Annotated in this window: 17 protein-coding genes; 7 read left to right on the plus strand and 10 right to left on the minus strand. The window is 70.5% G+C overall.

Going from position 1 to position 14,923, the window contains the following annotated elements; translation table 11 throughout:
• Window positions 1–103: 103 nt before the first annotated feature.
• Together AC07CM_RS24705 and AC07CM_RS24710 are read right to left on the minus strand one after the other, a co-directional pair.
• Window positions 104–1,048 carry a DUF389 domain-containing protein gene (locus AC07CM_RS24705; RefSeq protein WP_478878634.1) on the minus strand — a complete coding sequence of 315 codons (945 nt, stop codon included), beginning with the start codon at window positions 1,046–1,048 and terminating at the stop codon, window positions 104–106.
• 24 nt (window positions 1,049–1,072) lie between these two features.
• Window positions 1,073–1,561 (minus strand): gluconokinase, encoded by a 489-nt coding sequence (locus tag AC07CM_RS24710; RefSeq protein ID WP_478878781.1) that lies wholly within the window; start codon window positions 1,559–1,561, stop codon window positions 1,073–1,075.
• 198 nt (window positions 1,562–1,759) lie between these two features.
• On the opposite strand from AC07CM_RS24710, the gene AC07CM_RS24715 reads away from it, so the two are divergent.
• Window positions 1,760–2,095, plus strand: a complete 336-nt coding sequence (locus AC07CM_RS24715; RefSeq protein ID WP_478878635.1) for a hypothetical protein — start codon at window positions 1,760–1,762, stop codon at window positions 2,093–2,095.
• A gap of 21 nt (window positions 2,096–2,116) precedes the next feature.
• Here the strand turns inward: AC07CM_RS24715 and AC07CM_RS24720 are convergent, their stop codons facing one another.
• The 6 genes from AC07CM_RS24720 to AC07CM_RS24745 form a co-directional block, all read right to left on the minus strand.
• Window positions 2,117–3,106 carry a CorA family divalent cation transporter gene (locus tag AC07CM_RS24720; RefSeq protein WP_478878636.1) on the minus strand — a complete coding sequence of 330 codons (990 nt, stop codon included), beginning with the start codon at window positions 3,104–3,106 and terminating at the stop codon, window positions 2,117–2,119.
• Between the two features lie 107 nt (window positions 3,107–3,213).
• Complete coding sequence (locus AC07CM_RS24725; RefSeq protein ID WP_478878637.1) at window positions 3,214–3,630, minus strand: cupredoxin domain-containing protein; 417 nt, start codon at window positions 3,628–3,630, stop codon at window positions 3,214–3,216.
• 193 nt (window positions 3,631–3,823) lie between these two features.
• Window positions 3,824–4,453, minus strand: coding sequence for a hypothetical protein (locus AC07CM_RS24730; RefSeq protein ID WP_478878638.1), 630 nt, complete (start codon window positions 4,451–4,453; stop codon window positions 3,824–3,826).
• Window positions 4,450–4,722: an SHOCT domain-containing protein gene (locus AC07CM_RS24735; protein WP_478878639.1), complete on the minus strand. Its 273-nt coding sequence runs from the start codon at window positions 4,720–4,722 to the stop codon at window positions 4,450–4,452. Before AC07CM_RS24735 ends, AC07CM_RS24730 begins: the two co-directional genes overlap by 4 nt.
• 148 nt (window positions 4,723–4,870) lie before the next feature.
• Window positions 4,871–6,136: an MFS transporter gene (locus AC07CM_RS24740; protein ID WP_478878640.1), complete on the minus strand. Its 1,266-nt coding sequence runs from the start codon at window positions 6,134–6,136 to the stop codon at window positions 4,871–4,873.
• Complete coding sequence (locus AC07CM_RS24745) at window positions 6,133–7,512, minus strand: MBL fold metallo-hydrolase (RefSeq protein WP_478878641.1); 1,380 nt, start codon at window positions 7,510–7,512, stop codon at window positions 6,133–6,135. Before AC07CM_RS24745 ends, AC07CM_RS24740 begins: the two co-directional genes overlap by 4 nt.
• An 86-nt stretch (window positions 7,513–7,598) precedes the next feature.
• On the opposite strand from AC07CM_RS24745, the gene AC07CM_RS24750 reads away from it, so the two are divergent.
• Window positions 7,599–8,276 carry an ArsR/SmtB family transcription factor gene (locus AC07CM_RS24750; protein WP_478878642.1) on the plus strand — a complete coding sequence of 226 codons (678 nt, stop codon included), beginning with the start codon at window positions 7,599–7,601 and terminating at the stop codon, window positions 8,274–8,276.
• A 100-nt stretch (window positions 8,277–8,376) separates the two neighbouring features.
• Here the strand turns inward: AC07CM_RS24750 and AC07CM_RS24755 are convergent, their stop codons facing one another.
• The gene (locus AC07CM_RS24755; protein ID WP_478878643.1) at window positions 8,377–8,877 is read right to left on the minus strand and encodes an NUDIX domain-containing protein; all 501 of its coding nucleotides are present in this window, start codon (window positions 8,875–8,877) and stop codon (window positions 8,377–8,379) included.
• Window positions 8,878–8,993: 116 nt separating this feature from the next.
• On the minus strand, window positions 8,994–9,431 hold the full coding sequence (locus AC07CM_RS24760) for a hypothetical protein (protein ID WP_020941521.1): 438 nt from the start codon (window positions 9,429–9,431) through the stop codon (window positions 8,994–8,996).
• Window positions 9,432–9,995: 564 nt separating this feature from the next.
• Here AC07CM_RS24760 and hemL point away from each other — a divergent pair.
• The 5 genes from hemL (at window position 9,996) to AC07CM_RS24785 (ending at window position 14,920) form a co-directional block, all read left to right on the plus strand.
• The gene (gene hemL, locus AC07CM_RS24765; RefSeq protein ID WP_478878644.1) at window positions 9,996–11,315 is read left to right on the plus strand and encodes a glutamate-1-semialdehyde 2,1-aminomutase; all 1,320 of its coding nucleotides are present in this window, start codon (window positions 9,996–9,998) and stop codon (window positions 11,313–11,315) included.
• Complete coding sequence (locus tag AC07CM_RS24770) at window positions 11,312–12,022, plus strand: histidine phosphatase family protein (RefSeq protein ID WP_478878645.1); 711 nt, start codon at window positions 11,312–11,314, stop codon at window positions 12,020–12,022. Before hemL ends, AC07CM_RS24770 begins: the two co-directional genes overlap by 4 nt.
• A gap of 145 nt (window positions 12,023–12,167) precedes the next feature.
• Window positions 12,168–13,460: a polysaccharide deacetylase family protein gene (locus AC07CM_RS24775; protein ID WP_478878646.1), complete on the plus strand. Its 1,293-nt coding sequence runs from the start codon at window positions 12,168–12,170 to the stop codon at window positions 13,458–13,460.
• A gap of 103 nt (window positions 13,461–13,563) precedes the next feature.
• Complete coding sequence (locus AC07CM_RS24780; protein WP_478878647.1) at window positions 13,564–14,154, plus strand: TlpA family protein disulfide reductase; 591 nt, start codon at window positions 13,564–13,566, stop codon at window positions 14,152–14,154.
• Window position 14,155: 1 nt separating this feature from the next.
• On the plus strand, window positions 14,156–14,920 hold the full coding sequence (locus AC07CM_RS24785; RefSeq protein WP_478878648.1) for a cytochrome c biogenesis CcdA family protein: 765 nt from the start codon (window positions 14,156–14,158) through the stop codon (window positions 14,918–14,920).
• Window positions 14,921–14,923: the final 3 nt, after the last annotated feature.

Consider the following 14,923-nt stretch of genomic DNA (forward strand, 5'->3'; position numbering starts at 1 on the left):
AATGCACCACCTCCGATCAGCGTAAGCCGGACGTCGTGCACCGGCCCGTCGGACCGGGTCCGCGCGAGGTGCACAGGCCGGGCCGGTGACCGGGCTCCATCCGCTAGCGCCGTGCGTCGGCACGGCGGGCGGCGCGGCGCCAGAGGCGGCGTTGCAGACGCAGGGTGAGCACCCCGACGATCACGAGCACGACCACGTTGACCAGCAGTTGGAGCAGCGAGCCCCATGCCTGGTGCCAGTCGGAGAAGGCGAGCGAGACGGCCATGTCCGAGGCGGCGGGGATGGTGGTCACGGAGATGAAGACCCCGAGGAGGGCGCTGCCGCGTGCCTCGGTGAGCGAGACGATTCCGACGACGCCGGCGAGGACGGCGACGGCGACGGAGAGGAAGTCCGGCGTGTCGATGAGGTGGGAGACGGGCCGCAGACCGAGCTCGAAGGCCGTGGACTGCAGGCCGAAGGCCCGCACCAGCGCCGCGAAACCCAGCGTGACCGCGATGGCCAGCAGGAACCCGGCCGTCAGGGCGCGCGTCCCCTCCCGGACCCTGCGCCGGTTGCGGCGGTCGAGGCCGAGCGCCACGCTGGTGATCGCGTTGTACTCCGGGCCGACCACCATGGCCGCCACGATGAGGATCTGAGAGTTCGTCATGATGCCGACCGAACCGATGAGCCCGGCGATGACCAGGAACAGGAAGAAGGACGGCGGGTAGGTCCCGGAAGCCCGGATGTGGGCCTCGACCGCGGCCCACAGCGGCGTGTCGACGAGCACGTTCGGCTGCTCGGCCTCGATCCGCTCGGCGTGGCGCGAGAACATCATGTCGACGTCGTCGACGGCGATCGACCCCGCGCGGTCGACGCCCAGCTCGCGCAGGTCCCCCAGCACGCCGTTCGCGGCGCCCTTCACCACGTCGCACTCGAGCGCGTCGCCGTCCGGGACGTGGGCCGCCCGTGAGACCACGAGGTTCAGGACGCGATCGTGCGAGGCCAGCAGGTCGACGGCCGACGGGGTGAGCGCCGACGGCATCACCATGCGGAAGTGGATCAGATCCATCCGAGACCTCCCGGGAGGCGCCCGCTAGCGGTCCGGCCCGCACACGGCGTGCAGCGCGGCCGTCAGGACCTGCTCCGGGGCGCCGGACGCGTCGATGGTGACGCCCGGCTCGTCGGGGTGCAGCGGATCCAGAGCGGCGTACTGGGAGTCGAGCAGCGCCGGCGGCATGAAGTGCCCCCTCCGGCGGGCGATGCGCCGCGCGGCCACCTCGCGGTCGAGAGCCAGGTACACGAACCACACCTCCGCTCCGGTGCGCCGGAACTCGTCGCGGTACGCGCGCTTGAGCGCGGAGCACGCGGCGACGCCCCCGTGCCCGCTCGACGCGGTGGTCCGGATCCACTCCGTGAGCGCGGCCAGCCAGGGCCGCCTGTCGGCGTCGTCCAGGGGGTGTCCGGACGCCATCTTGGCGCGGTTCGCCGCGGAGTGGAGGTCGTCGCCCTCCAGGAACGGCACGCCGAGCCGGTCCGCGAGCCGCGCTCCGACGGCGGACTTGCCGGATGCCGAGACGCCCATGACGACGACCACCCGCGAACCCCCGTCCGGTCCGGCCAAGAGGCCTCCCTGAGGGCACGGCGGAACACTCGTACATCACCACTATCGCCCGGCATCACACAGCGCGCGCGGCTCGCCGGGCGTCCGCGACCGCTCTGGCGGATAGTGGTTGGCGGGACCATGTCCCAGCCAGCTCTCCGTACGGGCACAGGAGGACCGATGCGCGCTTCACGGCCGCTGGCCGCCCTCGCCGGTATCGCGTTGTTCGGCGTCGCGCTGACCGCCTGCCAGGACCAGGCGTCCGGCCAGGTCACGGCCCGTAACGGCGTCAGACCCGTGCAGTCCTTCACGAACCCGTCGGTCCACGGGTGTCACAGCTTCCGCGAGGGCGTGACCCACGTCGACAACTTCACGCAGAGCAGCCTCCTCCTGTACACGACACCCGACTGCACCGAACCGAAGGGCCAGGAGAGCGTCTACCTGGACATACAGGGGCAGGGCGAGGTGGTCAGGTCCACCGGACTCTGGCAGAGCTTCTCCATCGCCCCCGACTGACGGACGGGCGTATCCCCGCGCTCACGAGTCCCGCACGCCCTCGTCGTCCCGGAGCCGTCGCCAGATGTGGGTGCGGTGCAGCACGTACAGGGCGAGCCCCAGGACCCCGACCTGCAACGCGACGGCGAACAGCCAGAAGACGACCTTGCTCTCCATCTCGTCCGTGAGGTAGCTGAAGTTCATGCCGAAGTAGCCGGTCAGGAACGTCAGCGGCAGGAAGATCGTCGACACGATGGCCAGCCGGTTGATGACGCCGTTCTGCTCGCCCGAGACGAGGGAGGAGTAGCTGGCGAAGGCTCGTCGGGTGGCCTCCTGCAGGGACTGGATGTCGGTGAGCACCAGCCGGCCGGTGTGCTGGAACTGCCGGGCGAGCCGTTGGCGCTCCTCCGGGAAGTCGCGGTTCAGCAGCCTGCGCATGAAGATCTCGTCCGTCGCCTGGAGGTAGGGCAGGAGGAAGTGGTGCAGGAGGGCGGCACGCCGCCGCAGCCGGGACAGGCGGTAGACCTGCTGGGGGTGCCGTCGCTCGAACATCTCGTCCTCGAGTTCCTCCACCACCAGCAGGTCCGCCACCGCGGCCCGGCGGAAGGTGTCCAGGGCCCCTTCCAGCAGCAGGAACAGCACGGCCGCGGTGTCGGCGGGGTGCTCCTCCTCCAGCCGGGCGACGAGGCTCTCCACCGGCTCGGCCGGCCCCCGGCGGAACGCGACCAGGTGCCGTTCCGTCACCAGGACATGGACGTGGACGACTCGGCCGCCCTCGACGACGGGTACGACGAAACCGGCCCGGTCCCCGAGGAACTGGGCCCGCGCAGGTTCACCCGCCCGGCCGAACCAGGGCGGGCACTCGGACTCCAGGCCGAGCCCGGCGACGACCGGACCCGCCTCGGCGTCCGGCTCGCCGGGCAGCCGGACGTCGACGAGCAGGAAGTCGGACGCGGCGAGACGTTCACGGGCCTCCGCCAGGCCCGTACGCGTGGTGGTCCCGCCGGGCATCGACACCACCGAAACGATCATCTTCCCTCACCGTGGTCCCAGTTCCATGGGTCCCACGGTGCGCACACTCCGCCGCCGCCGGTCGGGGACACACGCGGGCGCGGCGACGGGTACCCCGGACGGCGGTGTCAGCCGACGTGGATGTGCTGGTCCATGCCGAGCTGCTTGTGGCTGTCGACCGGGCAGTAGACGTCGTACGTGCCCTTCTTGAGGTGCACCGTCAGCATCGCCTGCTGCCCCTGCGGGATGTCCTTGGTCCGGGCGTCCTCCACGCCGGGTCCGTCGACGGACAGGGCGTGCGTGATCTTGCCGGCGTTGTGGGAGACGAAGGTGTAGGTGCCCGGCGTGAACGACGTCCGGGAGAGCTTCAGCCCGTACTCGGTCTCGGTGACCGTCACCCGGGTCCCCGAGACCGTCTGCCCCGTGGGCGTGCCGCTCGCGTGGCCGCCGCTCCCGTTCGAGCAGGCGGCCAGGGCGAGAGCGGCACAGAAGGCCGCCGCCGTCGTGCCGAGTGCCGTACGGGTCGTGTGAGCCGAGATCGCCATGTGGCTCATCCCCTTCGAGGCCCACTCACGAGCGGCCCGGTTCGTCCGCGTGTGCCGTGAGAAGTCCTCTACAGCGGATACGGGCGTACGGGCCCCGAAGTTCATGAACCGGGCAGATCGGGGCCGGGCGGTACGACAGGGCCGACGCCGGGAGAGGGGGGCGGATGTCGCCGCGCCGTTCTGTTCGGCCCGGTCATGTGTGGTCGGGTCCTTCCCGCATCTCCAGGAAGCGGCCGTGCCAGGTGTGGTACCAGACGTCTCCGGTGGTCGCGTTGACCGAGAGCATGCCGACGATGCGACCGTCGCGCAGGGTGTGCAGGGTGTAGTAGCCGGGAAAGGCATCCGGCTCGGCGGCGCGCAGCCCGGGACGGTGGTCGCGCAGCCACTGGTCGGCGATCCGGACGGCACGGTCGGGCCCGATGGCCGCAGCACCGCTCGGGGCGCGGGCGGGCATCATGCCGTAGACCGTGTTCCACATCATGGCCGGCCCGTACTCCAGGTGGACGCGGCCCGAGTCCGGCTCGACGAGGACTTCTGTGGCGTGCCTGCCGTGGGCGTCGAGGAGTTCCGCGTAGTAGTTGTCGCTGAACCGCATGACCTCGCCGACATGAAGCTTCCACCGGTCTGCGAAGCGCCCTGCGGCGCGGCCGGCGTCGGCCAGGCCGTGCACCGGTGCGCCGCGGACCTGGGCACGCGTCACCGCGGTGGGGCCGGACGTCTCGAAGCCGCTGCCCGCCACCCACGCGACGGAGGCGATCAGCGCGGCCAGCGCACCGACCAGCACGGTCAGCGGCACCCAGCGGCCGCGCAGTCGCCGGTTCACCTCGGCCCCGGCCGATGGGTGGCGAGATGCTTGCGCGCCTCGTGGTAGGCGTCCGCGTCGATCTCACCCGAGGCGAAGCGGCGGTCGAGGATCTCCTCGGGTGTCTCCCTGGGCGTCTCTCCGGGAGCCCACCCGCGGTACGTGCCGTCGTCCCGGCCAGAGGGGTGCCGCGTCAGACGGATCACGGCCCAGACCACCAGCCCGATCAGCGCGATCCACAGCAGTGGCATGAACGACATCCAGGCCCAGCCGCCGTTCCAGTACATCACCAGAACTCACCTCCCGGGAGGCTCCCCCATACCTCATCGTCCCTCCGGGCCGAGGCCCCGTGCCAGGGCCCTTCGCCCGGGAAGATGGGCCACTCGGTCCTCACGTGCCGACGTCACGCCGGGCCGCTCGGCCGGCGGGACTCCCGGTTCAGTCGGTGAGCCAGCGGGCCGCGAGAAGTCCCGAGGCGGCGGTGAGGACGGCGGCCGCGATGACGGTGGCGTTCAGTCCGAGGGTGTCGGCGAGGACGCCGGCCACGAGGGCGCCGGCCGCGTAACCGATGTCGCGCCAGAAGCGGTAGGTGCCCAGGGCGTTCGCGCGCCAGGCGGGGTGGGCGTGGTCGGAGACGGAGGCGATGAGGGCCGGGTAGACCATGGCGGTGCCGATGCCCAGGAACACCGCGGAGAGGATCCCGGCGAGCAGGGGGCGGCCGAGGAGAGCGAGGGCGAGGACGAAGCCGACGGCCTGGACGAGCATGCCGTGGACGATGAGAGGTTTGCGGCCGATGCGGTCGGAGAGGTGGCCGGTGTACGTCTGGCCGAGGCCCCACAGGATCGGGTAGAGGCCCTTGATCAGACCGACGGCGGCCAGGCCCAGGCCGTGGTCGGTGAACAGGAGCGGGAAGACGCCCCAGGTCAGGCCGTCGTTGAGGTTGTTGACCAGCCCGGCCTGGCTGGCGCCGCGCAGGTTGCGGTCGCGCCAGGAGGTGCGGGCGAAGGTGGCCGGCAGGCCGGTGTCCGCGTCGGTGGGCAGGGGCCTGGCGTGCTGGGCCAGTTCGAGGGCGACGTGGGCGGCGGTGTCGCGGACGACGAGGGACAGGGCGAGTCCGGCGGCGACGAAGACGACACCGATGAGTTCGGGGACGGGGCGCAGGCCGTGGGTGGTGGCGAGGTAACCGGTGAGCAGGGCGGTGGCGCCCACGGCGGTGTAGCCGGCGGCCTCGTTGAGGCCGGTGGCCAGCCCTCGGCGGGCGGGCCCGACGAGGTCGATCTTCATGTTGACGGTCATCGACCAGGTCAGGCCCTGGTTGAGGCCGAGCAGGACGTTCGCGGCGACGATCCAGCCCCAGGACGGCGCCCAGGCGAGGGCGAAGGGGACGGGTATGCCGATCAGCCAGCCGGTGACGAGAAGCCGCTTGCGCCGGAAGCGGGCGGTCAGGGCGCCCGCGGCGAGGTTGGTCAGTGCCTTGGTGACGCCGAAGGCGATGATGAAGGAGAAGACGGCCAGGTCGCTGGCCAGGCCGAAGACACGGACACCGATCAGGGGGACGGTGGTGCGTTCCAGGCCGACCAGGGCGCCGACGCAGATGTTGACGACGACGAGCAGGGTGAACTGAAGCCAGTTCTCCCGCAGGCCGAGGCGGACGGGTCGCCCGGACACGTCGGTCGGTGTGGTGGTGGCGGGAGTGGTGTTCACGCGCCGGCGCCTTCGGTGCCCTGGGTGAGCCGCTGACCGTGGGCGGCGGCGTAGTCGGCCGGTCCGCCGTCGAGGACGGCGATGTCGGTGTGACCCGCGCGTTCGAGGAGGCTGGCGGCCGTCATGGCCCGCTCGCCGTGGCCGCAGGCCACGACCGGCCTCGCGGGGGCATCCACGGCGCGGGCGGCGAGGCACCCGAGCTCGATGTGTACGGCGGCGGGGACGTGCCCGGCGGCGAACTCGGCTTCCTGCCGTACGTCCAGGTAGGGGCGGTTCCCGGCGCGGGCGGCGGTGACGAACCGGGTGGGGGTCTGCCGGTTCCCGTCGGCGAGCCAGGCGGCCATGCCGCCGGTGAGGCGTCCGGCGAGGCGCTCGTAGCCGATCTTGTACGCCTGCCAGACGATCTCGTGCGGGTCCTGGTCGTCGTTCGTGACGAAGGCGACCGGGGCGGTCTCGGGCAGGAGCCAGCCCAGCCAGGTCGCGAACTGATCGCGCAGCGGGATGGACAGGGATCCCGGGATGTGGCCTGCCGCGTAGTCGGCCGCCGGCCGGACGTCCACCACGTGCCCGCCGTCGGCGAGCAGGGACCTGAGCTGCTCGGCGGTGAGGCCGGGCAGCGGCGGGGCGCCGGTCAGGATGCGCGGGCCGCGGCGGTTGGCCTCGGCGAGCCGGTCGAAGTAGTCCGGGTAGCTGCCCAGGCCGGCCAGCAGCCGGCGTACGAAGGAGTCCTCGTCCGGGGCGGCCAGCAGCGGGTTGGACCGCTTCTGCGCGCCGATGGTGGAGGTGCGCTCGGTGCCGGGCGGGGCCGAGCAGAACGATCCCGCTCCATGGGTGGGCCACACCGCCACGTCGTCCGGCAGGGCGGCGAGCCGCTTCAGCGAGCTGTACTGGGCGCGGGCCATGTCCTCGGTGCGGTCGGCACCGAGAAGGTCGGGGCGGGCGGCGGAGTCCACGATCAGCGAGCCACCGGTGAAGATCCCGAGTTCACGGTCGCCGTCCAGGAGAAGGAAGGAGAGGTGCTCGTCCGTGTGGCCGGGAGTGGCCAGGGCCCGCAGGGTCAGACCGCCCAGGCCGACCTCGTCGCCGTCTGCCAGACCGCGGTGCGGGAAGGCGCGATGTCCGGCGGCGGAGGCCAGCACCGTCGCCCCGTCGTCGTGGGCGAGCTGTACGGCGCCGGACAGGAAGTCCGCGTGCAGGTGGGTGTCCGCCGCGTACGCCACGGACAGCCCGCGCCGCTTCGCCGCTCCCCGCAGTGCGCGCAGGTCGCGGCTCGCGTCCACGGCCAGGGCACGGCCGTCGCCGAGATCGACGAGGTAGGCGCTGTTGCCGAGTCCGGTGTCGACCAGGGGTATCAGGGGGTCGTCGGCGAAGCCCATCGGATCCTCCAGGATTCGGATGCGAGGGCACGTGGTTCTGGCTCCCGCCTTCGCTTACACTATTCCATGGATTTATGGAGGATGGCATGGCGGGAAGCACCACGGCGGGGGCGAAGGCGCAGCTGTACGACGCGTTCGCGGCCAGCGGCAAGGCGCTGGCCAGCGGAAAGCGACTTGAACTGCTCGATCTGCTGGCCCAGGGCGAGCGGACGGTGGACGCCCTGGCCAAGGCGGCGGGGCTGAACCTGACGACGGCGTCGGCACATCTGCAGACCCTGAAGCAGGCCGGGTTCGTCGCCACCCGCCGCGAGGGCGTGCGCATCCACTACCGGCTCGCCGGTGCCGACGTGGCCCAGCTGTTCGCGCTGCTGCGCAAGGTCGCCGAGCGCCACCAGGCCGCCGTACCCGCGGCCCGGGACGCCTACCTCGGCGAGGACGACGCGGCGGAGGTCAGCCGCGAAGAGCTGCGCGCCCGCGTGGCGGCGGGAGACGTGGTGGTGCTCGACGTGCGGCCGGTGGAGGAGTACCGCGCCGGGCACATCCCGGGCGCCGTCTCCATCCCGGTCGAGGAACTCACCGACCGGATCAACGAGCTGCCGGACGACACGGAGATCGTCGTGTACTGCCGCGGCGAGTACTGCGTCCTCGCCTACGACGCCGTACGACTGCTCACCGATCACGGACGCCGAGCGATCCGCCTCGACGACGGAATGCTGGAATGGCGCCTGGCAGACCTGCCGGTCGCCGCCGGGCCCGTGACGTGACCGACAGCGTCCTGCCGGGCTGCTCGAGCTCGGGGTAGCCCTCCGCGAGGCCTGCCCGCTCCTCGCGGCCTTTCCGGACACATCGACGCCGCAGCAGCCCCTACTTCCAGCCGTGCGATGAGACCTGCGGCCCGCCCGTGAGATACCGGTGGAGAGCGCTGCCGCTGGTGTCGACGAACTCCTCCGGGACGGCGCCGGCATCAACCCAGCAGACTTGGGCGTGCTTGCACGGTTCGCGGTTTTCCGGTTCGCCGGTCCACTCGTTGGCGGCGAAGACGACAGTGAGGAAACCGTTGGGAGCTTCCACGCCCCACGCGCCGTGAATGATGTGAGCGATCTTCAGGGAGTCCGGCTTCACGGTCAGGCCGGTCTCCTCGTACAACTCACGTACGGCGGTTTCGGTGATCGGCTCGCCGGGTTCGCTCTTGCCGACGGGGAGGTCCCACATGCCCTGAGCGAACTTGGCGTTCTCGCCGCGTCGGAGGAGTACGACGCGGTTGGTGGCCTTGTCGTGGACGATGACGGCGGCGACCAGCAGGGTCATGGATTCGAGTGCCGGCGGGAGGGCTTTGGGCCGGTCGTCGGTGTTCGGCTGAGCCACGGGCGGCGTCCCCCTTCGTCGGCCGATCGGTGCGCAGCTGAGGCCAGTGCAGGCTCCCTCTCGGGCACTGGCGAGGGCGGAACCCGAGTCCCGCCCAAACCCCAGGAAACCCCAGCTCAGGGCCACACAAGGCAATAAGGCTGATGCCCCGCCTCATGCAGCCGATGCGAGAAGTCCTGCCACTCGTGCAGCAACTGGTACACGTTGAACGCGTCCCGCGGGCCGCCGCGGTCGGGGACCGTCGACCAGATGAAGGCCGCCGCGCCCACCGCCTCCTCGCCGATGCCGCGCAGGGGGTCGACGACCGTCGTGGGGAGCTTGACGACCGCGTAGTCGGGGTGCAGGACCACCAGCTCCAGCGGGGGCACCTTGTGCAGGGGCACACCCTGGATGCCGGTCAGCACCATCGCCGCCATCGTCTCCGGCTTGATCTTGGTGAACATGCCGTTCATGCCCAGCTCGTCGCCGCCGAGTTCCTCGGGACGCATCGAGATGGGGACGCGGGCCGCGGTCGCGCCGTCCGGCGCGCCGAAGTATTTGTACGTCACCCCCACCCGACCACCATTCCTGCTCCCCGCCCGGAGGCGGTCGGCCCGGTGGTCGAGCCGGCGCTCGGTCGGCCGGTCCAGCTGGCTCTCCAGCTGCCGGTCGACCTGCCGGTCGTACCGCTCGGGCTCACTCGGTACACCCTGTGCCTGACGTGCGTCAGTCTGACGTGTTTCGGTCGATTCCTCCGCGTCGCGTCGGTGCCTTCCCCGCCGGGCACGCCGAGGACCCAGGTCATCAGTCCCCTCGCCCAGTCCGCCACCGCGATGCATATCTCCACCCGACTGCTTTTCTAGGACGCGTGGCCCCCGCCGCGCAACCCGATCATCGTGTCAGTGACCTCCCCCACGGCCGCTCGCCGAAACGTGCGGTGAAACACCAGTCCGCGGGAGCTTCCCGGTCACTGATCACTACGTGCCGTATGAGCTGTGTGTATCAGGTCTCAGTCTTACAGATGGCGCGGCCGTGACCCCGAGGTCGGCCGCTCGCCGAGCGAGCCGCGGCCTACCCTGAGGAGGTCACCACGCAATCGGACTGCCGAGAAGTCGGAGAAGTCGCACGTCATGAGTGCCATGAGCGAACTGCCCCATCCCTATGAAGCGCCCGCGTCGCAGGCGCTCTTCGACCGTGCGTCCGCCGTCACACCGGGCGGCGTGAACTCCCCGGTGCGCGCCTTCCGCGCTGTCGGCGGCACGCCCCGGTTCATGGTCTCCGGCACGGGACCGTACCTCACCGACGCCGACGGGCGGGAGTACGTCGACCTCGTCTGCTCCTGGGGACCGATGATCCTCGGGCACTCGCACCCCGAGGTCATCGCCGCCGTCCAGGAGGCCGTCGCCCGCGGTACGTCCTTCGGCACGCCCGGTGAGGGCGAGGTCGCGCTCGCCGAGGAGATCGTCGCCCGGGTGGCGCCGGTCGAGCAGGTGCGGCTGGTCAGCAGCGGCACCGAGGCGACCATGTCTGCCATCCGGCTCGCCCGCGGGTTCACCCGGCGGTCCAAGGTGATCAAGTTCGCCGGCTGCTACCACGGGCACGTGGACTCGCTGCTCGCGGCGGCGGGCAGTGGCGTGGCGACCTTCGCGCTGCCCGATACGCCCGGCGTCACCGGCGCCCAGGCGGGCGACACGATCGTGCTGCCGTACAACGACCTCGAAGCCGTGCAGGAGGCCTTCCACCGGCACCCGGGCGAGATCGCCTGTGTCATCACCGAGGCCTCGCCCGGCAACATGGGCGTCGTGCCGCCGGACCCCGGTTTCAACCAGGGGCTGAAGGACGCCTGCTCCAAGAACGGCGCCCTCTTCATCTCCGACGAGGTCATGACCGGGTTCCGCACCAGCCGGTCCGGATGGTTCGGGGTCGACGGGGTCACGCCCGACCTCATGACCTTCGGCAAGGTCATGGGCGGCGGGTTCCCCGCCGCCGCCTTCGGCGGGCGGGCCGACGTGATGGCCCACCTCGCTCCCGCCGGGCCCGTCTACCAGGCCGGCACCCTCTCCGGGAACCCGGTCGCCACCGCCGCCGGGCTCGCCCAGCTGCGGCTTCTCGACGACGCCGCGTACGACACGGTGAACGCCGTGTCGGAGCAGATCCGGACGCTCGTCAGCGAGGCGCTGAGCAAGGAGGGCGTCGCGCACCGGCTGCAGACCGCCTCCAACATGTTCTCCGTGTTCTTCACCGACCGGCAGGTGCGCAACTACGAGGACGCCAAGCGCCAGGAGTCGTTCCGCTTCACCGCCTTCTTCCACTCGCTGCTGTCGAACGGCGTCTATCTGCCGCCGTCGTCCTTCGAGTCCTGGTTCGTGTCCACGGCCCACGACGAGCGGGCCATCCAGAAGATCGCCGACGCCCTCCCGGCGGCGGCCCGAGCGGCCGCGGAGGCCACGGCAGCATGAGCAGCAACCCCGAGAGCCCCGAGAACCCCGTAAGCAAGGACGTCACCGTCGTCCACCTCATGCGGCACGGCGAGGTCGCCAACCCCGACGGGATCCTGTACGGGCGGCTGCCCGGCTACCACCTCTCCGAGCTGGGCCGGCAGATGGCCGACCGGGTCGCCGAGCACCTCTCCGCGCGGGATGTGACCCATGTGGTCGCCTCGCCGCTGGAGCGGGCGCAGGAGACCGCCACCCCGGTCGCCAAGGCGCACGGGCTGGACCTCGCCACCGACGAGCGGCTGATCGAGGCGGACAACGTCTTCCAGGGCAAGACCTTCGGGGTCGGGGACGGCGCCCTGCGCAAGCCCGACAACTGGAAGCACCTCGTCAACCCGTTCCGGCCGTCCTGGGGCGAGCCGTACGTCGACCAGGTCGTACGGATGATGGGCGCGCTGAACGCGGCCAAGGACCAGGCGCGCGGGCACGAGGCGGTGCTGGTCAGCCATCAGCTGCCGATCTGGATCGTGCGGTCGTACGTCGAGAAGCGGCGGCTGTGGCACGACCCGCGCAAGCGGCAGTGCACGCTCGCCTCACTGACGACCTTCACCTACCTCGGTGACAAGATCGTGTCCGTCGGCTACAGCGAGCCCGCCATCGACCTGGTGCCCACTCATCTCCGCGCCGGTGCCAAGCCGGTGAAGGGCAAGAGCAAGGCATTCGGCGCGTAACGGCCACTGCTGACGGCCCGTCCGAAAGGCCTTAGGGCACTTTTGCCGGTTCCGTTACGAAAAACATAAGAATCGAAGGAACCTCCCCGATCGTCGCGTCCTCTGACTGGGTGACCACCAGCAGGCGCGACGAATCGGGGATCTCATGCGCACCTTCTCCCGCAACCTCTCCCGGAGGGGAATGCTCGGCCTCGGCGCGGGCGCGGCGGCCGCGGCCGGTCTCGTCGGCTGCGGGAGTCTCAAGTCCTCGGACGGTGGCGGGCACCCGGACGGTTCCCGCAAGGCGCGGCCCAGGCACGGCGGCGGGAGCAGTGCGCACCCCGCCCGGCCCATCGGTGACGGCTCCACCTCCTTCACCGGCAGGCAGCCGCACCAGCCCGCCAAGCCCGAGGCGCTGGAGCCGGGGCAGACCCCGCCGCAGTTCGTGATCTTCTCCTGGGACGGGGCCGGCGAGGTCGGCAACGGTCTCTTCCCGCGCTTCCTGGACCTGGCCAAGGAGCACGGCGCGAGCATGACCTTCTTCCTCTCGGGCCTCTATCTGCTGCCCGAGTCGAAGAAGCGGCTGTACGAGCCGCCGAACAACCCGCGCGGCGCCTCCGACATCGGCTACCTCACCGACGAGCACATCAAGGCGACGCTGGCCAACGTCCGCCGGGCCTGGCTGGAGGGCCACGAGATCGGCACGCACTTCAACGGGCACTTCTGCGCCGGGACCGGCACGGTCGGCAACTGGACCCCGCAGCAGTGGAGGAGCGAGATCCAGCAGGCCAAGTCCTTCGTGAAGCAGTGGCGGACCAACACCGGCTGGACCGATCTGCCCGCGCTGCCGTTCGACTACGACAAGGAACTGGTCGGCGGCCGTACGCCCTGTCTGCTCGGCCAGAACAACCTGCTGCCCACAGCCCGTGAGCTGGGCTGGCGCTACGACGCCTCCTCGCCGGGTGGCCGTCAGGTGTGGCCGGTCGAGCGAACGGGGATCTGGGACCTCCCGTTGCAGCAGATACCTTTTCCCGGACGTTCCTTCGAGGTCCTGTCCATGGACTACAACATGCTCGCCAACCAGTCCGTGAACTCGACCAAGGCGCCCGCCTACAACTACCCGGGCTGGCGGAAGCAGTCCGCGCAGGCCTATATCCAGGGATTCGAGCGGGCATACACGACAAACCGGGCGCCGTTCTTCATAGGCAACCACTTCGAGCAGTGGAACGGCGGCATCTACATGGACTCCGTCGAGGAGGCCTTCAAGCACATGGCCCGGGAGAAGGAGAAGGGCGCGGACGTACGCATGGTCTCCTTCCGGCAGTTCGTCGACTGGATGGACGTCCAGAAGCCGGAGGTGCTCGCGAAGCTGCGCACGCTGGAGGTCGGGCAGCGGCCCGCCGGGGGCTGGAAGGACTTCCTGCGGGACAGCAAGTCGGCCTCCTCCGACGCCGCGTGAGCAGATGCCCGAAATGTCCGGCTTAAATACCGCCTGAAATGCGGTTTTCCGCCCGGCAGGGGGGTGCGCGAGATCCCCGGAACAGGCATGCGAAACTTTTCACATGAGTACCCGTAGCCGCGCCGTCCTGCTCAGCGCCATGGCCGCTGTCGCGGCCCTGACCCTGTCCGCGTGCGGTAACGGCGGCACCTCCGGCGGAGGCGGCAACACCAACTTCGTCACCGGCAACAACGGCATCGACACCGCCCCCGTGGGCAAGCGGGCCGCGGCGCCCGACCTGTCCGGCAAGACCATCGATGGCAAGACCCTGGACGTCGCCGACTACAAGGGCAAGGTCGTCGTCATCAACGTCTGGGGCTCGTGGTGTGGGCCCTGCCGGGAAGAGGCCCAGTACTTCGCCAAGGTCTCCAAGGCGTACGAGAACAAGGGCGTGCAGTTCGTCGGCATCAACACCCGCGACAGCAGCACCACCCCCGCGCTCGCCTTCGAGAAGGAGCACGGGATCGCCTACCCGAGCCTGTACGACCCGACGGGAAGGCTGATGCTCCGCTTCAAGAAGGGCACGCTCAACCCGCAGCTGATCCCCTCCACGCTCATCATCGACAAGGACGGGAAGGTCGCCGCGCGGGCGCTGGAGGCGCTCGACGACACGGCCCTGCTGAAGATGCTCGAGCCGGTCCTCGCGGAGAAGTGACGTGAGCGCACTCGTGACGCTGGCCGCGGAGAACCAGACCGTGAAGAACGGCGCGCTGCTGATCGCCCTGCCGGTCGCCCTGCTCGGCGGGCTCGTCTCGTTCTTCTCGCCCTGCGTGCTGCCGCTGGTCCCCGGTTACCTCTCCTACGTCACCGGGGTCGCCGGCACCGATCTGGCGGAGACCAGGCGGGGGCGGATGGTCACCGGAGCCGCCCTGTTCGTGCTCGGCTTCTCGGCCGTGTTCATCTCCGGCGGGGCCCTGTTCGGCTACTTCGGCTCGAACCTGCAGGAGTACAAGGACACCCTGTCCAAGGTGCTCGGCGTGCTCATGATCGTCATGGGCGCCTTCTTCATGGGGCTCATGCCCTGGCTCACCCAGCGCGAGTTCCGCTTCCACAAGCGGCCGGCGACCGGACTGGTGGGCGCGCCCGTACTCGGTGCCCTGTTCGGCATCGGCTGGACGCCCTGCATCGGCCCCACCCTCGGGGCGGTCAACTTCCTCGCCATGCACGAGTCGAGCGCCGGGCGCGGCTCCCTGCTGATGACCGCCTACTGCATCGGCCTCGGCGTGCCCTTCGTGCTCGCCGCGGTGGCCTTCCGCAAGGCGCTCGGTGCCTTCGGCTGGGTCAAGCGCCACTATGTCTGGGTGATGCGCATCGGCGGCACGATGATGATCCTGACCGGTGTGCTGCTGCTGACCGGGGCCTGGGACAGTCTGGTGCAGCAGATGCAGACCTGGTCCGACGGCTTCAGTGTGGGGATCTGACTC

The organism is Streptomyces sp. NPDC044061 (genome assembly GCF_056434305.1).